The sequence below is a fragment of the Corallococcus sp. bb12-1 genome (genome assembly GCF_026626765.1).
GTDB classification, from domain to species: domain Bacteria; phylum Myxococcota; class Myxococcia; order Myxococcales; family Myxococcaceae; genus Corallococcus; species Corallococcus terminator.
The window spans coordinates 177,548-203,976 of record NZ_JAPNJZ010000010.1 but is presented as its reverse complement, the minus strand read 5'-3'; the positions used below and the strand labels follow the sequence as shown (position 1 = coordinate 203,976).

The window sequence follows — 26,429 nt, the reverse complement described above, 5'->3', positions numbered from 1 at the left end:
CACGCATTCTCATGGCGTCAATCCCGGATGACAGCCGGGGAAGGGCCCGGATGCCTGCCCGCCCCTGTCGCCTGTCCGCTAGGGAAGGGTGCGCAGCAGTCCGTCCGCGTTGGGGGCGCCCCACCCGGTGGGGATGTCCCAGCCCGGCCCGGCTTCGTATTGCCGGTCCGTGACGCCCACGGTGATGTCGCGGAAGGTGCCCTGCACCGCGGGCAGCGTGTAGAGCTGCGAGTTGAGCCAGCCCACCTGGGGCTTCGCCACCTCGGAGCGCGCGCCGTTCACCACCGCGATGAGGCCCGCGAAGATGGGTGATGAGAACGACGTGCCGGTGTTGGGCACGGTGACGCCCAGCCACGTGTACCAGAAGCCGGTGTCCGCGTTGAGCGCCACGTCCACCACCGCGCGCTTCGCGGGCAGGGGCACGATGCCCTTCTGCCATTCCGGCGTCGTGAAGGTGCGGCTGATGCCGGAGCCGGAGTAGTACCAGGCCGTCTCGCCCGTCACCGTCATGCCGTTCATCTTCAACTGCGTGCCGCCCACCGCCGTGACGTACGGGCTGGAGCCCGGCGTGTCCACGCCCGCGGAGTCGCCGCTCGCGGCCGTGACGGTGATGCCCAGCGCGGCGGCCATCATCCCGGAGGCGCCGTACTGCTCATGCACGGCGCGCGGTTCGGAGTCCTCGCGGTGCGCGAAGGACGTGGTGATGACGGACACCTCGCCCCGGGCGATGGCTTCATTGAAGGTGAAGAGCATGGACGTGTTGCGCGCGTCCGGGCCCATGTAGACGATGACCTCCGACTTGGGCGCCATCGCCGCGGCCCACTCCACATCGAGCGTGCCCTCGCGGTAGCGCGTGACGGGCGGCTCCATGGTCTGGATGACCTTGGGGTCCTCGCGCTCGATGTCGAACATCTTCCAGAAGGCCCGCAGGTCCTTCCACCGGAAGCTCGCGCCAATCACCACGCCCAGCTTCGTGCCCTGGCCCTGGTGGCCCTGGTTGTAGAGGGTGTCCAGGCCGTACGCGCGCGCCACCTGCTGCGGGGTGAGACCCCGGTTGATGGGGTCGGGCTTCTGCGTGGAGGGCTGGCCGAATTCGCCGGGCAGCGTGCCCACCCCGGCCGGAAGGTCCAGCGCGACGATGGCGGACACGCGCTGCTGAACGAACGTGGGCGCCTTGATGGCCTCCGTGAGGCCGTAGACGTCGTGCGGATCATTTCCGCCCTGGGGCGACTTGCGCTCCAGGATGCGGATCTTCACGCCGAAGGCCTTGTTGAACTGGCCCACGGTGCCCACGAACTGCACCAGCAGCCGGTTGGACGCGACGCGAGGCGTCTGGAGCCCCGCGGACTTCATCCAGTCCGTGACGAGGGTGATGTCCTTCTCCAGGGGAGCGTGCTTCGCGTTCCACTCCTGGGGCGTCATGTACTGGCGGAAGCCCGCGCCGCCCGGCTTGTAGATGTCGTTGATGCGCTGCTCCAGCGCGTCCCTGTCGCGGATGGGGAAGGCCACCAGCCCCCGGATGAGGTCCGTCTCCGGCGCCTCGCCCTTGTCGGTGTAGACGCCCGGCAACGGCCCCGGGACGCCATCCGTCGTCGGAATGGGCGTGGGGTCCAACACCTCGGCCTCCGGCTCCGGCGGCGGGTCCACCACCTCGGGCTCCGGAGGTGGCTGGGTCGTGGGCGGTGGCTGGGAGGTTTCCGAGTCGGGAAGGGTGGGCGCGCCTTCCACCGGTGTAGGCCCTGGCGGACGGGGCCTGCCCACCGACGTCAGCCGGTCCGAGTCCCGACACCCCCCCATCCACCCCGCCAGCAGAAGAACACCCGCGAGGATGTGTCCGCGCTTCATTGCTCCCCCAACTCGCGGTGACCCCTCGGGTCCGCCGCACCCCAGCGTCCTCCGGGCTGGAGGACGTCGCCCATTGTGCGCATCGAAGGTGGGTGCGATTGCCCTGCGAGGCAACTGTCATGGAGTGGTAAAACGCGGCTACACTGGTGGCACTTCTTTGCCCATCCCATGCGGCTGCCGACAGCAATCCTGCTCATCCTCTTCCTGCTGCCGTGCGCTGCGCTGGCGCAGGGAGACACGCGCATCACCTTCCTGGGACGTCAGTTGGAAAAGGGAAGGGATCCGCGTGCGCGCTCACAAGCCGCCCTCGTGTTGGGCGCCACCGAGGACCCTGAAGCGGTGACGCCGTTGTGCGGCGCACTGAAGGACCCCAGCGAGCTGGTGCGCGCGGCGGTGGCCAAGGGCCTGGGGTCGCTCCTGGAGCCAGGGGGGCTCGACTGTCTCCAGGCGTTCCAGGGGGAGACGGACGCCTCCGTGCAGGCGGCGGTGGCGGAGTCCATCAAGGCCATCAAGGCGTACCAGGCGCGCCGGCCGCGCTTCTACCTGGCGTTGGACACGTTGAAGGACAAGACGGGCGGCATCCCTCCGGAGCTGGTGAAGGTGACGGAGGCGCGGCTGCGCTCGAAGCTGGTGCGCCGGGGCGCGCAGATGGCGCCGGTGAAGGAGACGAAGGCGGCGGCGAAGGGCGCGCTCAAGAAGATGGGCGTGCACGGCTACCGCATCACGGCGGAGATTCAAGCCACGGACAGCGGAGGGCTTCGCCTCGCGATTCTTTGCATGAGCTACCCGGAGCAGTCATTGATGGGACAGGTGGAAGTGAATGCCGCGGGTGCGCCGCCCGCGGACTTGTTGAAGGCCCTGATCCCCCGCGCGATCGAGGAAGCCGCCGCGACCTTCGAGTGGAGCAGCGAGACATGACGACGACGACCGCCCCGGCCCCGACCCCCGCTCCGACGAAGCGCCGGTGGCGCAACTTCCTGCTGGATGCGCCCTTCCAGCTCAAGCTCACCGCGTACATCGTCGGCGTGTCGCTGGTGCTGGCGGCCATCCTCGGCATCTTCCTGGTGCGCGCGGCGAACTCGCTGATGGCGGAGACGGCGACGGCGGTGGATGCCCGCTCGCGCGCGGCGGAGGTGAGCCGCGAGCTGTCCGGGGCCACGCTCTCCAACGAGCTGCTCGCCCACATGGACGACCCGTCCTTCGAGGCGAAGTTCCGCGAGCAGGCGCAGGCTATCGATGCGGGCTACGAGGCGGAGCGCACGGCCATCGTCGCGCAGCGCGAGGAGTTGGAGCGCCACCAGCGGCTGACGTGGTGGGTGCTGGGCCTGTGCATGCTCACCTTCATCGTGGTGGTGGCGCTGGCGACCATCGTGGTGACGCACCGGATGGCGGGCCCCCTGTTCCGCATCAAGCGCATGGTACGCGAGGTGGCCGAGGGCCGCCTGCGCCCGCCGCAGCATGGCCTGCGCGAAGGGGACGAACTCCAGGACATGTTCGAGGCCGCGAGGGACATGACGCAGCGGCTGCGCAACCAACAGGAAGAGGATGCGCGCGTGCTGGCGGAGGCCCTGACGGTCGCGAGGCAGAAGGGCGTCACCGGACCGTGGGTGGATGAGCTGAGCGCCCTGGAAGCACGCTACCGCGAGCGGCTGGCTCGGTAGGGCAGGGGGCAGAGGTCCTCGTGGGGGCGGGGGCTGGAGGTGACGCCGTGAGTGGGCGGGCACGCCGGGTGGCTCCCGATGGCATAAGGATTCCCCATGACTCACGACGCGCCCATCTACCTGGATCACAACGCCACGACGCCGCTGCTGCCGGAGTGTCTGGACGCGATGCTTCCGTACCTGCGGGAGCATTTCGGCAATCCCTCCAGCGGGCATGTCTACGGCACGAGGGCCCGCGTCGCCGTGGTCCAGGCGCGCGAACAGGTGGCCGCGCTCCTCGGGTGTGACGCGGACGAGGTGTTCTTCACGTCGGGCGGCACCGAAGCGAACAACCTGGCGATCCGCGGTGTCAGCGAGGCGGCTGGAGCACGGCAGCAGCTCGTGACGACGGTCATCGAGCATCCCGCGACGGCGCGTCCCTGTGACTGGCTGGAGAAGCAGGGCTGGCGTGTCACCCGGCTCGGCGTGGACACGGAGGGCCGCGCGCGGCTCGACGAGGCCCGGGACGCGGTCAACGCGGACACGGCCCTCGTCACGGTGATGCATTCGAACAACGAGACGGGCGTCTATCAGCCCGTCGCGGAGCTGGCCCGCTTCGCGCACGCCGCGGGCGCGGTCATCCACACGGATGCGGCGCAGTCACTGGGCAAGACGCCGGTGGACGTGCGGGAGCTGGGGGTGGATCTGCTGTCCGTCGCGGGCCACAAGCTCTACGCGCCCAAGGGCGTGGGTGCGCTCTACGTGAGGCGCGGCACCCCGCTGTTGCCCTTCACGCTCGGCGCGTCGCATGAGCGCGGCCTGCGTCCCGGTACGGAGAACGTGGCCTCCATCGTCGGGCTCGGAGTCGCGTGCGAGGTAGCGGGCCGTGACCTGGAGGCGGTCGCGTCGCGCATGCGCGCGCGTCGGGACCTGCTCTGGAAGCGCCTCGCTTCGTCCATCCCGGGGATGGCGCTCAATGGCGGCCTGGACCTGTCTCTGCCAAACACGCTCAGCGTCCGGTTCCCGAACGTCTTCGGCGACGCGGTGCTCGCGGGTGCACCGGAGGTCGCGGCTTCAACGGGGTCGGCCTGCCACGAGGGCCACGAAAGCGCATCCGCCGTCATCCTCGCGATGGGCATCAAACTGGACGCCGCGCTCGGCACGGTGCGCCTCTGCGTCGGTCGTGGCACGACGGCGGAGGAGATCGAACGCGCGGCGGTGGCGCTGGTGCGCTCGTGGAAGCGACTCACGGGACCGTAGTCCGAGCCCGGTCGGACGAGACACGACCCGAGGAACTCAGGTGGAACGGTGGCCTGTTCGCTTCGTGCGGAGGGGCCTTGGTCCGTGGCTGCGAGGCGCGATCCGAGCGCAGGGGTGAGACGGTGGCCCGCGCGCTCCGGGTGGGCGGTTGCCCGCGCGTCCCTGCCAGACGTTAATCGGTCCGGCGCGGTGGGGCCCTCCCTCGGAACGGGTCACCGGAGCGATGTCCGCCCCGGCGCGGAATCACACGCGCGCGGTGTCCGCGGCCAGGCCCATCTGCATCAGCTCCGAGTGCAGCAGCAACCGCGCCTGGGCCCACGGCAGCGCCACGACGCGATAGCCGTCCAGCGCCTGGAGCAGCATGGGCCGGTAGCTGGCGTGCCCGGGGTCCGCGACCACGACGATGCCCCGGTCGGTGGTGGAGCGGATGAGCCGCCCGACGCCCTGACGCAGCATCAACAGCGCGCGAGGCAGCCGGTACTGGAGGAAGCCCAGGTACTCGTTGCCACCCCGGGCCAGGGGCTCCTCACGCGCGGCCACCAGTGGACGCGATGCCGGCTCCAGCGGCAGCTTGTCGATGAAGACACACCCCACGCCACGCCCGGGGATGTCCACGCCCTGCCAGAAGCTCTTGGTGCCTAGCAGCACCGTGCCCGTGTCGCGCTCCTGCCGCGCCGCCAGCGAACGGCCGTGCCCGCGCGACTGGCGCAGCACTTCAATCCCATGCGGCTCCAGCCGGGCCTGGACCTCGCGCGCCACGCGCTCCAGCCGCCGAGTGGAGGCGAACAAACCCAGCACCCGTCCACCCATCACCTGTGCAAGCCCGGAGATGCGCCCCGAAGCCCAGTCGATGAAGGGCTCCTCGTGCGCGCGCGGCGCGTCGGTGACCAACACCACCAGCGCCTGCCGTCCCAGGTGGAACGGGGAGGGCGCGCGCAGGATGGGCGGCCGGAGTCCCAGCCGCTTCAGCACGAACGGCACAGGGTCGCCCGTGCCCAGCGTGGCGGACGTCATCACCAGCGCGCGCTTGCTCGCGGCGAAGTCCTTCGCCACCGCCTCGGACACGTCCACCAACTGCGCGCCCACGCTCCAGCGCCCCTTGCGAGGCTCCGCGCGCGCCGCGTAGCACCGCTTCACATCCGGCTCGCCAGCCAGCTCGCCCGCGAGCACGCCCAGCTCGCCCAGCTCCGTGGTGGCCCCGGCCAGCTCCCGCTCCAGCGAGGGCTGCTTCACCGCCAGCTCCGGCAGCGCCGCCAGCGCCCGCACCGCGAGCAGCGTGTGCACGCGTTGCAACGCGCCGCGAACCGCATCCAGCCCCTCGCGCACGGGCTCCCAGGCGGGCAGGGCGCGCACGGCGTCCGTCACCCGAAGCTCCGGGGCATAGGCCGCTTCGTCCGCGTCCTCGCCGGGCATCGCGGAGGCCGGCTCGCACAGCGCCGTCACCTGTTCGCCCAGGGCCCGCGCCTCCTGGAGCAGCGTGCGCAGCGCGTCGTCCACTTCACCCATCAAGGAGCGGGACTCCTCCCGGCGCGTGGCCGCCAGCGCGCGGCGCAGCTCCGCGAAGAGGCCCCGGCGTCCGTCGCGCCCGTGCAGCCGCTCCGTGAGGCGCATGAAGGCCAGGTCCGACAGCTCCAGCGTGAGCGCGGTGGTGGCCACGTCCTCCAACTCGTGCGCCTCGTCCAGCACCAGGTGGTCCAGGCGCGGGTAGCGCGCGGGCCACGCGAACGCGAGCGACTGGTTGATGACCAGCACGTCCGCCTCGCGCGCGTGCGCCACCGCCGAGTGGTAGAAACACTTGTGGTGGTGCGGGCACCGCTCGCCCAGCGTCGTCGCCGCCTCCGAACGCACCGCCGGCACCAGCCCGTGCATCGCGGGGAAGCGCTCCCGGAACCAGTGGCTCAGCCGGTCCAGGTCCCCATCCGTGCTGCGGCGCATGTACGCGCGCACGTAGGCCCGGGGCGCCCGAGCGGAGTGGTTCATCCCTGGCTCCACCCGAGTGGCTTCCAGCGCGCGGCGGCGGCACAGGTAGTTCGTCTGGCCCTTCAGGAGCGCATAGCCGAACGCGCCCCCGGTGGCCTGATGCAGCCGGGGCAGGTCCTTCTCCAGCAACTGGTCCTGGAGCGTCTTCGTGTGCGGCGCCACGCCGACCTTCAGCCCGTTGCGCGCGGCGAACAGCGCGGCGGGCGCGAGGTACGCCAGCGACTTGCCCGTGCCTGTCCCCGCCTCCACCGCCACCTGCCCGCCGTCCGACAGCGTGCGCGCCACCGCGTGCGCCATCTCCAACTGCGCGGGCCGGGACAGGAACCCACCGCCACGCTCCAGCGCGCCGTCAGGCCCCAGCACCGCGGACACCTCCTCCGGCCGCACCGGCAGCGGAGTCGCATCCGCTTCCGGCTCGGGAGGAGGCCGCGCGCCATTCGCCCGCCGCCGCTCCGGCCGAGCGCGCAGGAATCCGCCCGTCGTCTCCAGGCCCAGCGGCACCGGTGTCGCCCGGCACGCCTCCCACAGCCGGGACAGCAGCTCCACCAGCGGACGCGCCTCCGCATCCGTCCCCAGGTCACGCTCGTCTTCCGCCGAGGCCGAGTCCAGCAGCGGCGTGGGCCCCAGCAGGGACGTGCGCGCGCGCGGATCCATGGTGGAGAGCAGGTCCGCCACGTCCTCGGCGCGCCCATCGCGCACGCAGCCGTCCAGTGCGTGCACCAGCACCGCGTGCACCGCCGCGCAGTCATGGAGCGCGCGGTGCGGCTGCTGCTGCCCCAGCTTCGCCCACCGCATCAGCGACTCCAGCGAGTGGCTGGGCAGCTCCGGGTGCAGGTAGTGCATCAGCTCGCACGAATCGAGCACCGGGGCGCGGATGGGGCCCAGCACGTCCGGCAGGAAGCCCTTCTCGAACGGGGCGTTGTGCGCCACCACCGTCCACCCGCGCAGCCGCTCACGCAGCTCGGCGCGCTCGGTGTCGAAGCGGGGCTGGCCGGCGAGCTGCGCATCCCCCAGGCCCGTGAGGCGCTTGATGGTGAGGTTCAGCGGGCGCGTCGACGCATACAGGCGGCTGAAGCGGTCCACCTCGCGGCCGTTCTCGAAGAACAGGCAGCCGACCTCGATGACCTCGTCCACACGCGGGTCCAGCCCCGTCGTTTCGAGGTCCAGGAAGACGTGCCGGGTGAAGAGCTCCGAGCTGCCCATGCAGGGCGCCGAGCCTACCCGCCCGGGGGGACATCGCCAGTTAACGCGCGGTGGCCACTACTCCACGACGAAGGTGCCGGCGATCATCTTCCCCATCGCGCACCCGTACCGCAGCGTGCCGGACTGACTGGGGGTGAAGGCGATCTCCACCGGCGTGTTCAGCGGCAGCTTCGTGTCGATTTTATACTCGTCCATCACCAGCTCGGTGGCGCACGTCATGTCCGTCCTGCGCGTCACCACCAGCTTCACCGGCTCGCCCTTCTTGAGCTGCACCGGGGACGGCTCGTAGCCCTTCTCCGTGACGGCCAGCTCCACCACGTGCACGCCATTCTCCCGCCGTCCCACCTCGGCCGCGGGGGGCGCGGCCGGCGCCTTCGCGGTCGCGTCCTGGGTGCAGGCCTGCTGGGAAGCCCCCGCGACGATGGCCGCGGCGGTGAGCGCCAGCCAGGGCTTGATGATGCGGGAGAAGAACGGACGCATGGGCAGGACTCCGAAAGAAGAAGGGCGGCCCGGCACTGAAGCCCAGGCCGCCCGGAAGAGAACAGCGGACCTCAGCCCTCGGAATCCGGGGCCGCGGCCGGCACGTCGTCGTCGTCGGACTCGTCCTCGGGCGGGGCCGGGGGCGCCTCGAAGCGCAGCAGGGCGTGGAGCGGGATGAACAGCTCGTGGCCCGGCTCGCCCAGCAGCACGTCGAAGCGGCCCACGCGCAGCAGGGGCGCTTCCACCGTGATGCCGTTGCGCATCACCAGCTTCACCGTCTGCCCGATGTGCGGCAGGAACGGGCGGGGATCCGAATAGGGCCGCTTGTCCGGCTGACGCGCCACCTGCGCCGGCTTCTGGGTGAGCTTCGCGTCGCGGTCCAGGGTCGGCATCAGCCGCTCCCAGTCACCCCGCCGCGAGATGAGCACCACCTGGAGCTTCTCCAGCCGGCCCGTGCGCTCGAAGGTGAAGGCGATGGCCTCCTCCGACAGGAGCGTGTCCAGCAGCGACCGCTCCGCGAGCACCACCGACAGCTCGGTCTTCTGCTCGATGAACGCGCCCAGGAAGTCCGCCACCAGCGCGTTGTCCACCTGGCCGCGCGCCTGCTTGATGGCGGCCTTGCGCTGGCTGCGCTCCTTGCGCGCCATGAACTCCGCCACCGTCAGGCCGCTCTGGAGGATGCCGAACGCGTCGCCCAGCGACAGGCCCGCCGTCTGGCCCATCAGCTCGTAGACCTGGTCGAAGCGCTTCGCCTCCTCGGCGTGCAGCTTGCGCCAGATGCGCGCCTTCATCTTGCCTTCCAGCTCCCCCTTGGCGATGCGCGCCGGCACGTGCTCGCGCGTGGCCAGCGTCAGGATCTGCTCCGGCGTGGGCGGCGGGCGCGGCGTGGAGGGCCGGGGACCGAAGCGGCCCGGAGGACCGCCCGAACGGGGAGGCCCACCCATGCCCGGCGCCCGGGGCGCGGAGGGACGTGCCCCGACGCCCGGCGCGAAACCTCCGGACGCGGACGCGGGCGCTGGAGCCGCCGGCCGGGGTGTGGCCGGGGCAGCCGCCGTCGCGACGCCCGGCCCCGTCGTGGGGGCGGGCACCCCCGTGGCAGCCACGGGCGTGGCCGGCCGGGGAGGCGTGGGCGCAAGCCCCGTGGGCCGGGGTGTGGGGAGCATGCCCGGGGCTGTCCTGGGCACGGGGGGCACCGGTGTCGCACGCGCCGCGGGCTCCGCGTCGGGGGACGCGGGCGCGGGGGTGGGCGCCACCGGGGTGGGCCGGGGCGTGGGCCTCGGCGTCGTGGGGGAGGGGGCGGCCGAGGTCGGAGTCACCGGACCACTGCCGGGCGTGCCCGGCCTCCGGATGACTTCGACTGCGGGGACCACCCGCCGTGTCTTCCTGTCGTTCACGGTTGTACGTTACCTGATGCGCGGGGTCCGGGCATGCCCGGGCTCACGGCTGGGGGGATGCTGAGAGGTCGACCTTCCACCCGGATGGCTCTCGCACCATCCGGACCTCGCCCGACCTTCCCGCCGAGCGCACGACCAGGGTCGCCTTGTCGCCCTCCTGGCGGAGCAGCGAGACTTCCTGAACATCGGGGGGCACGGGGACATTCGCGAAGAACAGCGCCAGCGGCTCCGGCTTCACCATGCCTCCGGAGGCGTCGCTGACCTTCTGGGCCTGGGCCTTGAGGTTGGATTGGGTGGGTTGGGAAAGGACCGCGTAGGCCTTGGGCAGCTCGCCTCGCTGCACGTGCCGGTGGAAGGTCTGGTAGGCCCCCACGGGGGAGTCCGGCTGGAGCCGGTTGCAGCCGCCCAGTGCAAACAGGGCGAGCAGCAGCCAGGTCGTCGTCGCGAGCGGGCGCATGGAGCCTCCGGTTTAGGTCAAAGCGCCGCCGTGGGGAAGCGCGAGCTGCTTCAAGCCGCGTGCTGATGGACGCGATTACGTCCCGTCCCCTTGGCGGAATACAGGCTCACATCCGCCGCGCGAAGCAGCGCCTCCGTCTCCTGCAGGTCGTCCGCCGGCACCGTGGCGACCCCCAGCGAGGCCGTCAGCTTCACCATCTGGGTCACCCCGCCCGGTCCCTGCCAGGGCAGCTCCAGCTTCTCGATGGCCTCCCGCACCCGCTCGCACGCCCGGAGCGCGTCCTGGGGCGCGGCCTCTGGCAAGAGGGCGATGAACTCCTCGCCACCGTAGCGGGCCAGCAGGTCCACCTCGCGCAGCGTGCTCCGGGCTGTCTGGGCCACCGCGCGCAGCACCTCGTCCCCGAAGGGGTGACCGTAGGAGTCGTTGATGTTCTTGAAGTGGTCGATGTCCAGCATCACCAGCGACAGGGGCGAACGGTACCGGCGCGAGCGCATGAACTCCTCGCTCAGCCGCTCCTCGAAGTAGCGCCGGTTGAACAGGCCCGTGAGCGCGTCCGTGCGGCTCAGGGCCAACAGCTCCTGCCGCCTGCGGTCCAGTTCCCGGTTGGCCCACTCCAGCTCCCGATTCTTCTCCACCAGCGCGTCCTGCAGCGCCTTGAGCCGCAGCATCGACTTCACGCGCGCGCCAAGCTCCAGCATGTCGAAGGGCTTCACCAGGTAGTCGTCCGCGCCCAGCTCCAGCCCCTCCACCTTGCCCGCCGCCTGCCGCGCCGTCATCAGGATGACCGGAATGAAGCCGAAGCCGCCCTCGCCCGCGTTGGCCTTGACGATGCGGCACACCTCCACGCCGCCCAGCCCCGGCATCTCCACGTCCATGACGATGAGATCCGGCCGCCCCGCGCGGATGGCCGACAGCGCCTGCGCCCCGTCCAGCGCCTCCTTGAAGACATAGCCGTGCGGGGCCAGGCCCTCGCGCACGTGCTTCACCTGCGCCGGATCATCGTCCACGATGAGCACGGTGCGGCCGGAGAAGTCGTTCGCCGGCCCGCTCCTCCGGGCGACCTCCAGCATCCTCTTCCTCTCGGCTTCCGGCATGAGGTGCCCGCCCCCCTGGAGTGCGGTCGTGGCCGACTTCACACGTGGCCCCCGGTCCAGGGACCTGTCACGTTGATTCTCTCCCGGGCTCCGGGTTGCTGCCAAGGGCCACGCGGTGCGGCCGGGCCGGGACGTTGGCCGTTCTACGGTGCGGGCTTTACCAGCCGTGCGCGATAGACGGGTTCTCCGGACGCCAGGTAGCGCCGCTCGCGGGTGGAGGGCACCTCTTCCGGGTCATACGGATGGAAGACGCCCGCGCCCAGCGGGTTGTGGAAGCCCGCCTCCTCCAGGATGCGCAGCATGGCCACGCCGCGCTCCTGCACGTCGGTGCGCATGTCGAAGCGGCCGCCGGGCTTGAGCAGGCCCAGCATCAGCTTCGCGAAGTCCGGCTGCACCACCGCCCGCTTCGCGTGGGAGCGCTTCCACCAGGGGTCGGGGAACTGGAGGTGGATGACGTCCAGAGAGGCGGGGGCGATGATGCGCGGCACCACGAAGCGCGCGTCGGATTCGATGACGCGCAGGTTCTTCAGGGCCAGCTTCTCCCCTCGCATCTGCGTGTCGCGCGCGTACTTCTTGCGCCACTCGAAGGCGACGAAGCGCACGCCGGGGTTGCGGCGGCAGTACTCCAGGGCGTGGCCGCCCGCGCCGGAGCCGATCTCCAGCTCCAGGGGGCCGGTGAACCCGAACTCCGCGTCCCAGTCCGGGGGCGTTTCCAGGGGGACGAACTTGAGGCCGACCGGTTCAGGGAGCAGGGCAGGGCGCATGGCGGGAGCGGGCGCCTCTAACCATGGAGCCGCGTGGGTTGGCCAGGGCAAAAGCGCGCGGGGTGCTATAGGGAAGGGCCATGAAGGTCTTCCAGTCGGTGTCCGAGGCGGGCCGCCAGCTCCAGGGGCAGGCCGTCGCGCTGGGCAACTTCGATGGTGTGCACGTGGGCCACCAGGCCCTCTTCGCGGAAGGGCTGCGCCACGCCGCCGCCTCCGCGCTCACCTTCCAGCCCCACCCGGGCAAGGTGCTCCAGCCGGACCTCGCGCCCAAGCTGATCACGCTCCTGCCGCGCAAGCTGGAGCTGCTCGCCACCCGTGGCCTGGACAGCGTGGTGGTGCAGCCCTTCACCCGCGACTACGCGCGCAACTCCCCGGCCGACTTCGAGGCTTCGCTCCTGGACACCCTGGGCGTGGGCCACGTGGTGGTGGGCAGCGACTTCACCTATGGCGCCCACCGCGCGGGCACCGTCACCACCCTGCGCGAGGCCGCGGCGAAGCGCGGGGCCCAGGTCCACATCGTGCAGCCGGTGCACGTGGACGGCGTCGTCGCCTCCTCGTCGCGGATCCGCGAGTACATCCTGGAAGGCCGCGTGGGAGCGGCCCGGCGCCTGCTCGGTCGCCCGTTCGACCTGGACGGCACGGTGGTGGCCGGGGCGGGGCGGGGCCGCACCATCGGCTTTCCCACCGCCAACGTGGACACGCAGAACGAACTGCGGCCCGCACCCGGCGTGTACGCCATCCGGGTGCGCCTGCACTCGGACGCGGATGGGCCGTGGCGGCCGGGCGCGGCGAACATCGGGGTGAAGCCCACCTTCGGAGGCACGGAGGTCACCATCGAGGCGCACCTGCTGGACTTCACCGGCGACCTCTACGGCAAGGAGCTGCGGGTGCAGTTCCTGGAGCGGCTGCGGCCCGAACAGCGCTTCGGCTCCGCCGCGGAGCTGGTGGGTCAAATCAAACGCGACGTGGAGGCCGCCCGCACCGTGGTGGCCCGCGACGACGGGTGAAGGTGGCCCACCGGTGGACCGGGACGGCGGCCCTTTTTCCGCCACACCGGACGCCTTCCTCGGTGAAGGACGGCGCACGCAGTTCCGGGGCAGCGGACAGCAAGGAGGCACGTGGGGGCGCCTTGACAGGCTGCGCATCGGTTTCCTCTAATCCGTGAGGATCCGTGCCAGGGCGTCAGGTCCCTGTCGCACCCCTCATCCCCCTCAAGGTCCCCGCGATGGCCGGGGGTCTGGCTGTCCCCTCCTCACGCTCAAAGAGGCATCCCAGAAATGTCCGGTCGACTCGGTGAATTGCTGGTGCGCGAGAACCTCATCTCCGTCCAGCAACTCCGCAAGGCGCAGGAGGAGCAACAGAAGAGCGGTGCCCGCATTGGCACCGCGCTCATCAAGACGGGCGCCATCGAGGAGTCGAAGCTCACCGACTTCCTGTCGAAGCAGTACGGCGTGCCTGCCATCAACCTGAAGGACTTCGACATTGATCCGGACATCATCAAGCTCGTGCCCAAGGAAGTGGCCGAGAAGCATCTGGTGATCCCGGTCAACCGCGCGGGCCCGTCGCTCATCGTCGCCATGTGCGACCCGTCCAACATCTTCGCGGTGGACGACCTGAAGTTCCTCACCGGCTACAACATCGAGGCCGTCGTCGCCTCCGAAATCTCCATCCGCGAGGCCATCGAGCGCTACTACGCCGAAAAGGGCCCCTCGATGGAGGACATCGTCGGCGACGTGGGCGACGACATCGAGGTCGCCAAGGAGGAGCAGGAGAACCTGGATGAGATGGCCAAGGCCGCGGACGACGCGCCCGTGGTCAAGCTGGTGAACCTCATCCTCATGGACGCCATCAAGAAGCGCGCGTCCGACATCCACATCGAACCGTACGAGAAGGACTTCCGGGTCCGTTTCCGGATCGACGGCGTGATGTACGAGGTGATGCGCCCGCCCATGAAGCTGCGCAACGCCATCACCAGCCGTCTGAAGATCATGGCGTCGCTGGACATCTCCGAGCGCCGCCTGCCGCAGGACGGTCGCATCAAGATCAAGATTGGCGGCGGCAAGGAGATGGACTTCCGCGTGAGCGTGTGTCCCACGCTCTTCGGCGAGAAGGTCGTGATGCGCTTGCTCGACAAGAGCAACCTGCAGCTCGACATGACCAAGCTGGGCTTCGACGCGACGCCCCTGGCCTGGTTCAAGGAAGCCATCGACCGTCCCTACGGCATGGTGCTGGTGACGGGCCCCACGGGCTCCGGCAAGACGACGACGCTGTACTCCGCGCTCGCCAGCCTCAACGACGTGGGCACCAACATCTGCACCGCGGAGGACCCGGTCGAATTCAACTTCGCCGGCATCAACCAGGTGCAGATGCATGAGGACATCGGCCTGAACTTCGCCGCCGGCCTGCGCTCGTTCCTGCGCCAGGACCCGGACATCATCATGATCGGTGAGATCCGCGACTTCGAGACGGCGGAAATCGGCGTGAAGGCCGCGCTCACCGGCCACCTCGTGCTCTCCACGCTGCACACCAACGACGCCCCCGGCACCGTCAGCCGTCTGTTGAACATGGGCATCGAGCCGTTCCTCGTGACGGCGTCGCTCAACCTCATCCTCGCCCAGCGTCTGGCGCGCCGGCTGTGTCCGGCCTGCAAGCGCCCCGCGGAGAAGGTGGACGAGCAGGCCCTCATCGACGCGGGCATCCCCCCGGACAAGATGGGCACCTTCACGATGTACGAGAAGGTCGGCTGCCGCGAGTGCAATGACCGTGGCTACCGGGGCCGCGTGGCCATCTACGAGGTCATGCCCTTCTGGGATGGCCTCAAGGAGCTGGTCATCAACGGCGGCTCCGCGGCGGAGCTCAAGCAGGAAGCCATCCGGCTGGGCATGAGCAGCCTTCGCATGAGCGCGCTGAAGAAGCTCATGGACGGCATGACGACGCTCGAAGAGGTCGTGGGCAACACCGCGCCGGACCGCTTCTAGACACCTTCTTCACTTCTTCCCCGACAGGACACGCATCCGTGGCCAACCTGCACCAGCTTCTGAAGGCGATGGTCGAGAAGGGCTCTTCCGACCTCCACATCACCACCGGCTCGCCGCCGCAGCTCCGCGTGGACGGTGAACTCGTCCCGCTCAAGACGGCGCCGCTCACCCCCGTGGAGACGAAGCAGCTCTGCTACTCCATCCTCACGGACGCGCAGAAGCACAAGTTCGAGGAAGAGAACGAACTGGACTTGTCGTTCGGCGTGAAGGGCCTGTCCCGCTTCCGCGCGAACATCTTCATGCAGCGTGGCGCCGTCGCCGGAGCCTTCCGCACGATTCCCTTCAAGATCCTGACGTTCCAGGAGCTGGGCCTGCCGCCGGTGGTGGCGGAGCTCGTGAAGAAGCCGCGCGGCCTCATCCTGGTGACGGGGCCCACGGGCTCCGGCAAGTCCACCACGCTGGCCTCGATGATCGACAAGATCAACACCGAGCGTCATGAGCACATCATGACCATCGAGGACCCCATCGAGTACCTGCACCCGCACAAGAACTGCCTGGTCAACCAGCGCGAAGTCGGTGCGGACACGAAGAACTTCAAGACGGCCCTCAAGTACATCCTGCGCCAGGACCCGGACATCGTGCTGGTCGGTGAGCTCCGAGACCTGGAGACCATCGAAGCGGCGCTCACCATCGCGGAGACGGGCCACATCTGCTACGCGACGCTGCACACCAACAGCGCGGTGCAGACCATCAACCGCGTGCTGGACGTGTTCCCGCCGTACCAGCAGCCGCAGGTGCGCGCGCAGCTCTCCTTCGTGCTGGAGGGCGTGATGAGCCAGGCGCTGGTGTCCAAGATTGGTGGCCCGGGCCGCGTGCTGGCCCTGGAGGTCATGATCCCGAACCCCGCCATCCGGAACCTGATCCGCGAGGACAAGGTCCACCAGATCTACTCGTCCATGCAGGTCGGTCAGGCGAAGTACGGCATGCAGACGTTCAACCAGGCGCTGGCCGCCCTTCTGGCGCGTCGGCTCATCTCCCAGGATGAGGCCTTCGGCCGCTCTTCTGACCCGGAAGAGCTGCGCAACATCCTCGCGACGGGCGCAGGGCAGGGTGGTGCCCAGCGGCCGGCCGGGGGAGCGGGTGCCCGTTAGTTTTCTGTCGTGAATTTCGCGGGTTAGACTCGCGCCCTCCCCGGAGGTCCAGGTATGGCAGCACCAGCGGTCCAGCAGAAGGCGACAGCAGGAAAGAAGAGCACGGCCCAATTCCTCTGGGAGGCGAAGACCAAGAGCGGGGAGAGCAAGAAGGGCGAGATGGAGGCCATGGACGTGGAGGCCGTCAACGCGCGCCTCAAGTCCCTGGGTCTCAACCCGACGAAGGTCCGCAAGAAGAGCGGCTTCGACGTGGAGCTCTCCATCCCCGGGATGGGAGGTGTCGCGGGCAAGGACATCCTCATCTTCACCCGTCAGTTCGCGACGATGATCGACGCTGGTCTGCCGCTGGTGCAGTGTCTGGACATCCTCGCCAGCCAGATGGACAACCCCGCCTTCAAGAAGGTGGTGTTCGCCATCAAGAACAAGGTGGAGCAGGGCAGCACCTTCGCGGACGCGCTGAAGGAGCACCCCAAGGTCTTCGACGAGCTCTACGTCCAGCTCTGCGCCGCGGGCGAGGTCGGCGGTATCCTCGACACCATCCTCAACCGGCTCGCCGCCTACCGGGAGAAGGCCGAGAAGCTCAAGTCCAAGGTCAAGAGCGCGATGACCTACCCGACGGTGGTCATCCTGGTGGCCATCGGCGTGACGGCGCTCCTGCTCCTCAAGGTGACGCCCGTCTTCGAGAAGATGTTCGCGGACTTCGGTTCGGCGCTGCCGGCCCCCACGCAGGTCGTCGTGGACATGTCGAAGTTCGCCCAGGCGTACTTCATCCACACGGTCGTCGGCATCGCCGCCTTCACCTTCTTCTTCACCTGGACCTACCGCCAGCCCCGGGGCCGCAAGTTCTGGGACAAGACGTTCCTCAAGCTGCCCCTGTTCGGCGACGTGCTTCGCAAGGTGGCCGTGGCGCGCTTCACGCGCACCCTGGGCACGATGATCTCCTCCGGCGTGCCCATCCTGGACGCCCTGGACGTGACGGCGAAGACGGCTGGTAACCGCACGGTGGAAGAGGCCATCTACTACGTGCGCGGCAAGATCTCCGAAGGCAAGAACATCGCCGGGCCGCTGCTGGAGACCAAGGTGTTCCCCTCCATGGTGGTGCAGATGATTGGCGTCGGCGAAGCGACGGGCGCCATGGACACCATGCTCAACAAGATCGCCGACTTCTACGACGACGAGGTGGACACGGCCGTCAGCAACCTGACGTCGTTGATCGAACCCATCCTGATGGTGTTCCTCGGCGGCGTGGTCGGTGGCTTCCTCATCGCCATGTACCTGCCCATCTTCTCGCTTGCCGGCGCGATCAAGTAACGCGGTGATGGGAAGCACGGCGCGAAGCGTGGCCCCGGGGCTGCGCTCGCGCCTGGTGTGGCTGGTGTTGTTCCGCACCGTGGCGGCGAGCCTGTCGCTCGTCGTGACGGTGGTCCGGTTGATGACCCAGCCCGTGCAGGAGCCCAGCCGCGCGGACTCGCTGTCGTTCACGGTCATCGCGGGCGCCTACCTGCTCACCGTGGTGACGGGCCTGCGGCTGCGCCGGGGCACCGCCGGACGCCTGGACGCCACGGTGCAGGTGGTGGGCGACGTGCTCATCGCCACCGGGCTCGTGTACCTGAGCGGCGGCGCGGACTCACCCCTCACGTTCCTCTACAGCCTGGCCGTCATCGGCGCTGCGGTGGTGCTGGACTGGCGGGGCGCGCTGGTGGCCGCGGCCGTGTCCACGTTCGCCTTCACCGCGCTGCTGCTCATCATCCGGCTCACCACGCCGGTGACCAGCGTGGAGGTGTCGCCCGCGCGGGTGCTCTTCGTGCTGGGCAGCAACGCGCTGGCGCTGGTGCTCATCGCCGTGCTGTCCGGCTACCTGTCGCGCCAGCTGTCCGCCACCGGCGGCGCGCTGTCCCAGAGCGAGGCGGACCTGCGACGGCTGGGAAGGCTCCAGCAGCTCATCCTGTCCTCCATGCCGTCGGGGCTCCTCACCTGCGATGTCCACCGGCGCGTCACCTTCCTCAACACCGCGGGCAGCGGCATCCTCCATGTGGATGACTTCTCCTGCCTGGGCCAGCCCCTGGAGAACCTCCTGCCGGGCGTGTCCACGCTGGCGCCGCGCTCCACCCGGGGCGAGCTGCCGGTGCAGACGCCCGGTGGCAAGCGGGTGCTGGGCCTGTCTGTGTCGCCGCTGGAGGGCGAGGCGGGTGCGCTGCTCATCGTCTTCCAGGACCTCACCGAACTGCGGCGCATGGAGGAGGACCTGAAGCGCACGGACCGGCTGGCCAGTCTGGGCACCCTGTCCGCGCAGCTCGCGCACGAGCTGCGCAACCCGCTGGCCGCCATGCGCGGCTCCGCGCAGCTGCTGGCGCAGGAGCAGTCGAAGGACGCGGTGGTGCAGCGGCTCACCGGCATCCTCACGCGCGAATCGGACCGGCTGGCGCGGCTGGTGGAGGACTTCCTGCGCTTTGCCCGCCCGCCCCAGCCGCAGCGCCGTCCGGTGGCGCTGGACACGCTCGTGTCGGAGACGGTGGACATGCTGCGCGCGGACCCCCTCACGCGTGAGGTGACGCTGGAGGTGCGGGTGACCCAGCCCCTGACGGTGCCGGTGGATCCGGATCAGCTCCGCCAGGTGCTCATCAACCTGGTGCGCAACGGCTGTCAGGCGGCGGGGGCTCGCGGAACGGTGCGCGTGGCGCTGGCGCACGCGAACGAGGAGGCGCAGATTCGGGTGTGGGACTCGGCCGGCAGCATCACGGAGGAGATGATGGGACACCTGTTCGAGCCGTTCTTCACCACCCGCAGCGGTGGCACCGGGCTGGGCCTGTCCACCGCGCACTCCCTCATCCGCGCGCACGGCGGCACCATCCGCGTGAAGTCGCACCCGGACGAAGGCACCGAATTCCTGGTGGGGTTGCCGCTGTGAGCACGCTCCATGAAGGCGGCCCGCGCGGCCACGTGCTGGTGGTGGACGACGAGCTGTCCATGCGCGAGTACCTCGAAATCCTGCTCGTGCGGGACGGCTACGCGGTGACGAGCGTGCCCGCGGTGGCGCCCGCCTGCGAGGTGCTGGCCCGGGACTCCGTGGACCTGGTCATCTCCGACATGAGGCTGGGCCCGGGAGGCAGCGGCCTGGACGTGCTCCGGGCGGCCAGAGCGCGCAAGGAGCCGCCGGAGGTGGTGCTCATCACCGCCTTCGGGACGCCCACGTCCGCCGTGGAGGCCATGCGCGAGGGCGCCTACGACTACATCTGCAAGCCCTTCGACAACGAGGAGCTGCGGCTGCTCGTGCACAAGGCGCTGGAGAAGCGCGCGCTGCGCCAGGAGAACAGCACGCTCAAGCAGCGGCTGCTGCCCGGCCTGGGCGGGCTGATGGTGGGCACCAGTCCCCGCATGCGCGCGCTGTGGCACCTGGTGGAGAAGGTGGCCCCGGGGCGCAGCACGGTGCTGGTGACGGGGGAGAGCGGCACCGGCAAGGAACTGGTGGCCCGGGCCGTCCACCTGCGCGGCCAGCGCGCCGCCCAGCCCTTCCTGCCCTTCAACTGCGGGGCCCTCAATGAGGGCGTGCTGGAAAGCGAGCTGTTCGGCCACATGAAGGGCTCCTTCACCGGCGCCACCCATGAGCGGCAGGGCCTGCTGGTGTCCGCGGGCGAGGGCACGGTGATGCTGGACGAAGTGGGGGAGATGCCCTTGTCCACGCAGGTGAAGCTGCTGCGCGTGTTGCAGGAGCGCAAGGTGAAGCCCGTGGGTAGCGCGGCGGAGATTCCCTTCAACGCGCGTGTCATCGCCGCCACCAACCGCCGGCTGGAGGCGGAGGTGAAGGCGGGGCGCTTCCGGGAGGACCTCTTCTACCGGCTCAACGTCATCACCCTGGAGCTGCCTTCCCTGCGGGAGCGCCCGGATGACATCGTTCCGCTCGCGACCCATTTCCTGACGCGGTTGGCGGAGGAGCTGGGCCGGCCCGCGCTGCGCTTCGCCCCGGAGACGCTGGCGCTGATGGAGCGCTATGCCTTCCCGGGCAACGTCCGCCAGTTGCAGAACATGGTGGAGCGCGCGGCCACGCTGTCGGACTCGGACCTGCTGGGGCCCACGACGCTGCCGCCCACCGTGCGGGGCGAGGCGGAGCCGCAGGCCCGCTCCTCCGAGGGCGGCGAGCCCTCGCTGGGGGCGGGCTTCAACCTGGAGCGGCACCTGGACGACAGCGAGCGGCGCCACCTGCTGGCCGCGCTCAAGCAGGCGCAAGGGGTGAAGACGCGCGCCGCGGAGCTTTTGGGGCTGTCCTTCCGCTCCTTCCGCTACCGGCTGGCCAAGCACGGCCTCACCGACGAACTGGACGAACCGACGCCCCGGGCCTGAAGCCCCGCCCGAGGCTCCGGGGACGGCGGGCCCAGGCGCTGCTCAGCGGAAGTCGCGCCGCTCGAAGATGACCGTGGCCAGGGCGATAAGCACGCCTGCCCACGCGACGCTGTAGGCCACACCGGACAGGAAGGTGCTGGCGTCCACGGGCAGCGCGTAGGTGGCCTGCGGCCGGAAGTTCACCCGCTCCAGATTGGGCAGCGCGTAATAGATGGCCTTGCCCAGCACCTGGATGAACGAACTCTCCGACCGGCTGGCGATGGCATACAGGTCGCCCGTCAGGTGCCCGGTGAAGTACAGGCCCGTGGTGGCGATGGCCGACACCGCCGGGCCCGCGAAGCTGGAGAAGAGGATGCCCACGCTGCTGATGACGAGCAGCTCGAACCACAGGCCCGCGCTCGCGAGCAGCTGCGTGGACGTGATGTCCGCTCGGAACAGCAGCAGCTGACTGAGGAAGACGAGCGTCATCGCCACCAGCAACGCGCCCAGCGTCAGCATGGTGCCGGCCAACCGCGCCAGCAGGAACTGGGTGCGGGAGACGGGCTTGCTCACCACCAGGAAGATGGTGCGCCGCTCGATTTCACGGCTGAGCAGGCTGCTCGACAGGAACACCGCCAGGAAGACGAGGATGATGCTCATCATCCCCAGGCCGAAGTCCGTCAGCACGCGGTCGAACGTGGTGACCGTGACTTCCGTCACCAACGTGGAGGACAGCAGCACCACCGCGGCGAACACGCCCACCACCACCGTCACCCGGTTGCGGCGAGCCTCGCGAAAGCCATTCCACATCATCGCGCTGAAGGCGCTCATGTATTGATCTCCCCGCCCACGGTCGATGCGCGCCCGGACTCCTTGAGCGCGTTCATGAACAGCTGCTCCAGCGAGAACCGCGCTGGCTGCACCTGGTTCACCCGGCCCCCGGCGCCCAGCACCCCGCTGAGAAGCCGCTGCGTGTCCACGTCCGACACCTGGAGCAGCACGCGCCCATCGAGCGCCTGGAGCGACTCCAGGGGAACGCCCAGCCCCTTCACCGCGTCCGGTTCCATTCCCTCCACCACCACCTCCACCGTGGGCACCTGCGCGGACACCAGCTCCCGCACGCTGCCTTCGCGCACGAGCCGGCCGCCCACCAGCACCGCCAGCCGGTCGCACAGCGACTCGACGTCCGGGATGATGTGGCTGCAGAAGAGGACCGTGGTGCCCTTCTCCCGCTCCGCGAGGATGAGGTCGCGCATCTGGCGGCGGCCCAGCGGATCCAGGCCGCTCGTGGGCTCGTCCAGGATGAGCAGCTTCGGCCGGCTCACCAGCGCCTGCGCCAGCGCCACGCGCTGCACCATGCCCTTGGAGTAGCGGCGGATCTGCAGCTTCTCCGCACCCGCCATCTCCACCGCGCCCAGGACCTCCGTGACGCGCCCGTCCAGTTCGTGGCCGCTCAGGCCCGCGAGCTGTCCGGCCAGCGTCACGAACTCCCGGCCGGTGAGGTACTCGTACGGGGCGGGGTTCTCCGGAAGGAAGCCCACCAGCCGCCGCGTGGAAGCCTGATCCACCGGCTGGCCGAAGATGCGCGCGACCCCACTGCTGGGGCGCACCAGGTTCATCAGGATCTTGATGGTGGTGGACTTGCCGGCGCCGTTGGGGCCGAGCAGGCCGTAGATCTGTCCGGCGCCCACCTGGAGGTCCAGCGACTGCAGGGCGCGCACGGTGCGGTTGAACCAGAAGCCGACCTTGTACGTCTTGGCGAGCCCCTGGGCCAGGATGGGAGGTGCGTCAGGGTTGGGAGTCGTCATGGCTCGGTCGTCGTTCGGGGCTGGGGGACGATGCGGTCTCCGGTTTCGGTCTTCTCATCCTCGATGAGCTCCAACCGGAACCGGGAGACGTTGGAGTAGGCCCGACCGTCCTGCCCCAGGAAGAACTCTCCACCCATCGGATCCGCGGGAAGCTGCCGCAGGTCGCCCGCACTCACCAGCGCGGGCAGGGTTTCGGGCAGGCGGCCTTCGCGGGCCCGGTAGCGGGCGATGGCCGCGTCGATGCCCTTCAGCACGCGCTCCTGTTGGATCTCCTGGATGCGCTGCTCGTAGAAGGTGCGTGACTCCTCATCCTCCGCGCTGTCACGCAGGGCGACGGTCAGCGACATGCTCGCGTCGAAGTCCCCGGACTGCGCGTACAGCCGCGTCGCGAGCGCGGAGAAGTATTCCGGGGCGCCCTCCCACCGGGACATCTCCAGGATCAGGTCCGCGGCCTCCTTGTACTTCCGCTCGAAGAACATCAGGTTGTACGCGAGCTGGAAGGTGAGGGGCTGGTCGTGGGGGACATTCGCCACGCCCTTGAGCAACAGGGCCGTGGACTCCGCGGTGTTGAGATACTGGCCCTCTCCCCGATAGACAGGGATCGTGAGGCCTCCGTAGAGGTACGCCTGCCGGAACTTCGGATCCAGGTTCGTGACCAGCTCCGCGTAGTCGGAGATGTGGCGGTACTCCTCCGGCTTCACCGCCGTCCCGATGCGGTTGAGCATGAGGATCCAGAAGTAGTCCGTCACCAGCCCCTTCTGGGCGGTGAAGAGCACCTTGAGCAGGTCGGGACGGGGGAGCAGGGGCCCGCCGCCCTGCCTGCGCGGGGGCACGGGCGGCGCTGACAGGAGGGCTACCAGCAGCAGTCCCGGAACGAATCGCAACAGGGGCAGCTTTCGCATGGCCTCTCGAAACGACAACAGGGCGCCCGAAATGCCCGGGCGCCCCGTCGATTGTGCCATGTCACGCCCGCGTCGGTGAAACAAATGAAGCAGGCGAGACCGGCTCAAACAGCATGCAGCGAATCAACCGCCGCAGCTCACATCGTTGAAACCGTTGGTCGGCTCGCCAGCGACCAGGTTCAGGCCGTTCGGCGTGTCCTGGTCGATGCCGCAGGGATCCGGGATGGCGGCCTGACCGGCGACCGTGGCGGACGTGATGCCCCAGGTGTCACCTTCGGGATCGTTGTCCACGTTGCCGATCGCCGTCGCGTTGAAGTAGCAGTTCGGGCACGTGGGGATGTCCGGGTTCACGCCAACGGCGGTGACGGCGTCCGCCGCCGCAGGAGCGGTGGGGAACTTCAGCGCGTCCTGGCCGATGCAGCCGAGGACGGCGCCAGCGCGGCGGGCCGTCTGGGTCGCGTCAACGGCGGCGGCGCAGCCAGTGGCCATGCCGTAGCTGTAGCGGTTGCCGGCCTCGGGATCGAAGCCGATGACCGTGAAGTTCACCTGGTACTTGTCCTTCTCACCGAAGTACGCCTTCTGGGCCGTGAAGATGGCCTTCAGGTTCGTCTTCGCCTCCGACTGCTTGGACTTCGCCTGGAAGCGGATGAAGTTCGGGATGGCGATGGCGGCCAGGATGCCGATGATGGCGACCACGATCATCAGCTCGATGAGGGTGAAGCCACCCTTCTTCCGGAAGAGACGGTTCATCATGTTTGGGAACTCCGCAGCAGGCAGAGGGGGGTTGAACGACGGGGGAAGGCTTAGCACGAAGAGTGCCACCGCGAACAATTCGGCCAACCGCTTGGATTCCCTCAAAGGGCAGCCCACCTCAGGCGCGGCACGCCTGCTGGCCTGCCAATTTTTGTCACTGACGCTGACGGTTTTCGTCGTCCGCCACGAAGTCGCCAGTGACTGGAGCGGCTTGTAGGATGCCCGGCTCCGTGACGTTCACCTACGCGCCGGGCTGGGCCGAGCCCCTCTTCATCCTCTTCCTGTTCTTCCTGGGCCTGTGCTTCGGCTCCTTCCTCAACGTCGTCATCGCGCGAGTGCCGGAAGGGCTGAGCATCGTGCGGCCGGGTTCGCGCTGCCCCAAGTGCGGGCACGTGCTGTCCTGGTACGAGAACATCCCGGTGCTGTCGTGGCTGGGCCTGCGAGGCAAGTGCCGCGGCTGCGGCATGCCCATCTCACCGCGCTACGTCCTGGTGGAGCTGCTCACGGGGCTGTTGTTCCTCGCGTGCCTCAAGCGCTTCGACTGGACGTATCCGCTCGTGCCCGCGCTGGTGCTCGTCTGTCTGCTGGTGCCGCTCACCTTCATTGATCTGGAGCATTGGATCCTCCCGTTCTCGCTCACGGTGCCGGGCATCGTGGCGGGCGTCCTGCTGGCGATTCCCCTGGGCCAGGACGCGGTGATCCGCGCGGTGGTGGGCGCGTCGGTGGGCTTCCTCACCTTCCGCTTCATGGAGTACGTGGGCTGGAAGGCCTTCAAGAAGGAGGCGCTGGGCGGCGGGGACAAGTTCCTCGTCGCGCTGTTGGGCGCGTTCCTGGGCTGGCAGTCGCTGCTCGGCATCCTCTTCTTCTCGTCGTTCCAGGGCGCGGTCGTGGGCGTGGTGCTGCTCGCCATCACGGGTCGGGCGGGCCCCGGTGGCGCGGAGGAGGAGAAGGTAGATCCGTCCAAGGCGTCTCCTTCTGAGGACGCGGAGGAGCCCGAGTCCACGATGACGTGGGAGTTCACGAAGCCCGGCCTGCCCTGGTGGAAGCGCGTGGCGCTGGTCATTCCGTGCCTGCTCTTCCAGCCCATCCCGGACGCGCCCCTGGACGAGACGGGAGAAGAAGAGGAGTGGGTGCCCGGTCCCACCAACATCCCGTTTGGCCCGTGGCTGGCGCTGGCGGGGCTGGAGGTGATGTTGCTGGGGCCCTGGATTGCCCGCGTGCTGCCGCTGGAGGTGGCGATGATGCTCGGGGGGACGCAGTGAGGGGCGGGTCGCCGGTGCGCGGATGAAGTGGCGCATCGCGAGCGTGGCCTTCCTGCTGGGCTCGCTGTCCACGGGCCTGTCCTGGCTCACGCTGCAACCGGTGTTGATCCGCCTGCTGGACGTGGCGCGGCGGCTGGCGGATCCCGGGACGCCGGAGGCGGAGGGGCTCGCGCGCATCCGCACCTTCCTGCCCCTGGCGCTGGGGCTGGACCTGGTGGTGCTGACGGTGCTGGCCTACGTGGTGTTGGACCTCACGGTGGGCCGTCCGCTGCGCGCCACCGAAGCCGCCGTGGAGCAACTGGGCCGGCTGCAGTTGGACGTGCCGCTGGCGGGGCAGGGCGGACCGCTCCTGTCGCGCATCCAGCGCGCGCTGCAGCGCATGGCGGATGCGCTGCGCCAGGAGCAGGCCCTCACGCGCTCTCAACTGGAGGCGCTGCGCGAGGCGAACTCCCGGCTCGCGCGGGCGCAGACGGAGCTGGTCGCGTCGGAGCGGCTGGCCACCGTGGGAAAGCTGGCCGCGGGCGTGGCGCACGAGGTGGGCAATCCGCTGGCGGGCATCCTGGGCTACCTCTCCCTGGCGCGGATGAAGGCGGAAGGGCCAGAGGTGAAGGACTTCTTGGAGCGCATCGACCACGAGGTGCTGCGCATCGACCGCATCGTGCGGGGCCTGCTGGACCTGGGGCGCCCCGGCAGCGCCCAGCCCGTGCCGGTGGACGTGGGGCAGGTGGTGGAGACGTGCGTGCGCCTGGTGCGCGCCGGACCGGAGCTGGAACGCGTGGACGTGACGCTGGCGCTGACGCCCGGCCTGTTGGCGCGCGCGGATCCAGGGCCCCTGTCGCAGATCCTCATCAACCTGATGCTCAACGCCGCGCAGGCCATGGGTGGGCAGGGGCAGGTGCGCATCTCCACCCGGCGCGAGGACTCACTCCTGTTCGTGGAGGTGGAGGACAGCGGCCCGGGCCTGTCGCCGGAGGTGCGCGCGCACCTCTTCGAACCGTTCTTCACCACCAAGGGCCGGCAGGGCACGGGCCTGGGGCTCGCGGTGTCGCTGAACCTGGCGCAGGGCATGGGCGGACGGCTGGAGGCCCGCGACGGCGAAGGGGGCGGCGCCTGCTTCCGGCTGTCGCTTCCCGCCGTCTGA

Annotated in this window: 23 protein-coding genes; 12 read left to right on the top strand and 11 right to left on the bottom strand. The window is 69.6% G+C overall.

Translation table 11 applies throughout. From position 1 onward, the window contains the following. Positions 1–78 precede the first annotated feature (78 nt). Complete coding sequence (locus tag OV208_RS14780; protein ID WP_267574468.1) at positions 79–1,845, bottom strand: S53 family peptidase; 1,767 nt, start codon at positions 1,843–1,845, stop codon at positions 79–81. Between the two features lie 168 nt (positions 1,846–2,013). On the opposite strand from OV208_RS14780, the gene OV208_RS14775 reads away from it, so the two are divergent. The 3 genes from OV208_RS14775 to OV208_RS14765 all read left to right on the top strand — a co-directional run bounded on the left by OV208_RS14775 (position 2,014) and on the right by OV208_RS14765 (position 4,745). Further along, entirely contained in the window at positions 2,014–2,763 is a 750-nt protein-coding gene (locus OV208_RS14775; protein WP_267574467.1) for a HEAT repeat domain-containing protein, read from the top strand. Next, positions 2,760–3,506 (top strand): signal protein, encoded by a 747-nt coding sequence (locus tag OV208_RS14770; protein ID WP_267574466.1) that lies wholly within the window; start codon positions 2,760–2,762, stop codon positions 3,504–3,506. The genes OV208_RS14775 and OV208_RS14770 overlap by 4 nt, the downstream gene beginning before the upstream one ends. Positions 3,507–3,602: 96 nt before the next feature. Then, the gene (locus OV208_RS14765; RefSeq protein WP_267574465.1) at positions 3,603–4,745 is read left to right on the top strand and encodes a cysteine desulfurase family protein; all 1,143 of its coding nucleotides are present in this window, start codon (positions 3,603–3,605) and stop codon (positions 4,743–4,745) included. Positions 4,746–4,988: 243 nt separating this feature from the next. Here OV208_RS14765 and OV208_RS14760 read toward each other — a convergent pair whose 3' ends face one another. The 3 genes from OV208_RS14760 to OV208_RS14750 form a co-directional block, all read right to left on the bottom strand. Then, positions 4,989–7,928 carry a helicase C-terminal domain-containing protein gene (locus OV208_RS14760; protein WP_267574464.1) on the bottom strand — a complete coding sequence of 980 codons (2,940 nt, stop codon included), beginning with the start codon at positions 7,926–7,928 and terminating at the stop codon, positions 4,989–4,991. A 57-nt stretch (positions 7,929–7,985) separates the two neighbouring features. Further along, complete coding sequence (locus OV208_RS14755; protein WP_267574463.1) at positions 7,986–8,408, bottom strand: cupredoxin domain-containing protein; 423 nt, start codon at positions 8,406–8,408, stop codon at positions 7,986–7,988. Between the two features lie 71 nt (positions 8,409–8,479). Then, on the bottom strand, positions 8,480–9,352 hold the full coding sequence (locus OV208_RS14750) for a hypothetical protein (protein ID WP_267574462.1): 873 nt from the start codon (positions 9,350–9,352) through the stop codon (positions 8,480–8,482). On the opposite strand from OV208_RS14750, the gene OV208_RS14745 reads away from it, so the two are divergent. Beyond that, positions 9,351–9,866 (top strand): hypothetical protein, encoded by a 516-nt coding sequence (locus OV208_RS14745; protein ID WP_267574461.1) that lies wholly within the window; start codon positions 9,351–9,353, stop codon positions 9,864–9,866. The two genes, OV208_RS14750 and OV208_RS14745, sit on opposite strands and share 2 nt — an antisense overlap. Here the strand turns inward: OV208_RS14745 and OV208_RS14740 are convergent. The 3 genes from OV208_RS14740 to trmB all read right to left on the bottom strand — a co-directional run bounded on the left by OV208_RS14740 (position 9,846) and on the right by trmB (position 12,117). Continuing rightward, entirely contained in the window at positions 9,846–10,259 is a 414-nt protein-coding gene (locus OV208_RS14740) for a hypothetical protein (RefSeq protein WP_267574460.1), read from the bottom strand. The two genes, OV208_RS14745 and OV208_RS14740, sit on opposite strands and share 21 nt — an antisense overlap. Positions 10,260–10,309: 50 nt before the next feature. Next, positions 10,310–11,353, bottom strand: coding sequence for a diguanylate cyclase (locus OV208_RS14735; protein ID WP_267574459.1), 1,044 nt, complete (start codon positions 11,351–11,353; stop codon positions 10,310–10,312). 143 nt (positions 11,354–11,496) lie between these two features. Beyond that, on the bottom strand, positions 11,497–12,117 hold the full coding sequence (trmB, locus tag OV208_RS14730) for a tRNA (guanine(46)-N(7))-methyltransferase TrmB (RefSeq protein WP_267574458.1): 621 nt from the start codon (positions 12,115–12,117) through the stop codon (positions 11,497–11,499). Between the two features lie 80 nt (positions 12,118–12,197). On the opposite strand from trmB, the gene OV208_RS14725 reads away from it, so the two are divergent. From OV208_RS14725 to OV208_RS14700, 6 genes are all read left to right on the top strand, one after another. Next, complete coding sequence (locus tag OV208_RS14725; protein WP_267574457.1) at positions 12,198–13,124, top strand: bifunctional riboflavin kinase/FAD synthetase; 927 nt, start codon at positions 12,198–12,200, stop codon at positions 13,122–13,124. 270 nt (positions 13,125–13,394) lie between these two features. Then, positions 13,395–15,095, top strand: a complete 1,701-nt coding sequence (gene pilB, locus OV208_RS14720) for a type IV-A pilus assembly ATPase PilB (protein WP_120536688.1) — start codon at positions 13,395–13,397, stop codon at positions 15,093–15,095. 38 nt (positions 15,096–15,133) lie between these two features. Then, positions 15,134–16,246, top strand: a complete 1,113-nt coding sequence (locus tag OV208_RS14715; RefSeq protein WP_267574456.1) for a type IV pilus twitching motility protein PilT — start codon at positions 15,134–15,136, stop codon at positions 16,244–16,246. A gap of 54 nt (positions 16,247–16,300) precedes the next feature. Further along, entirely contained in the window at positions 16,301–17,557 is a 1,257-nt protein-coding gene (locus OV208_RS14710) for a type II secretion system F family protein (protein WP_267574455.1), read from the top strand. A gap of 7 nt (positions 17,558–17,564) precedes the next feature. Beyond that, entirely contained in the window at positions 17,565–19,154 is a 1,590-nt protein-coding gene (locus tag OV208_RS14705) for a two-component system sensor histidine kinase NtrB (RefSeq protein WP_267574454.1), read from the top strand. Further along, on the top strand, positions 19,151–20,584 hold the full coding sequence (locus tag OV208_RS14700) for a sigma-54-dependent transcriptional regulator (protein WP_267574453.1): 1,434 nt from the start codon (positions 19,151–19,153) through the stop codon (positions 20,582–20,584). The genes OV208_RS14705 and OV208_RS14700 overlap by 4 nt, the downstream gene beginning before the upstream one ends. A 42-nt stretch (positions 20,585–20,626) precedes the next feature. Here OV208_RS14700 and OV208_RS14695 read toward each other — a convergent pair whose 3' ends face one another. From OV208_RS14695 to OV208_RS14680, 4 genes are all read right to left on the bottom strand, one after another. Continuing rightward, entirely contained in the window at positions 20,627–21,394 is a 768-nt protein-coding gene (locus OV208_RS14695; RefSeq protein ID WP_267574452.1) for an ABC transporter permease, read from the bottom strand. Continuing rightward, complete coding sequence (locus OV208_RS14690) at positions 21,391–22,371, bottom strand: ABC transporter ATP-binding protein (protein ID WP_267574451.1); 981 nt, start codon at positions 22,369–22,371, stop codon at positions 21,391–21,393. Before OV208_RS14690 ends, OV208_RS14695 begins: the two co-directional genes overlap by 4 nt. Further along, on the bottom strand, positions 22,368–23,273 hold the full coding sequence (locus tag OV208_RS14685; protein ID WP_267574450.1) for a pilus assembly protein PilG: 906 nt from the start codon (positions 23,271–23,273) through the stop codon (positions 22,368–22,370). Before OV208_RS14685 ends, OV208_RS14690 begins: the two co-directional genes overlap by 4 nt. Positions 23,274–23,396: 123 nt before the next feature. Further along, complete coding sequence (locus OV208_RS14680) at positions 23,397–24,026, bottom strand: type IV pilin protein (RefSeq protein ID WP_324291382.1); 630 nt, start codon at positions 24,024–24,026, stop codon at positions 23,397–23,399. 218 nt (positions 24,027–24,244) lie between these two features. Between OV208_RS14680 and OV208_RS14675 the strand changes: the two genes are divergently transcribed. Further along, a complete protein-coding gene (locus tag OV208_RS14675; RefSeq protein WP_267574449.1) occupies positions 24,245–25,288 on the top strand; it encodes a prepilin peptidase in 1,044 nt (347 codons plus the stop codon). Between the two features lie 22 nt (positions 25,289–25,310). Continuing rightward, the gene (locus OV208_RS14670; RefSeq protein ID WP_267574448.1) at positions 25,311–26,429 is read left to right on the top strand and encodes a sensor histidine kinase; all 1,119 of its coding nucleotides are present in this window, start codon (positions 25,311–25,313) and stop codon (positions 26,427–26,429) included.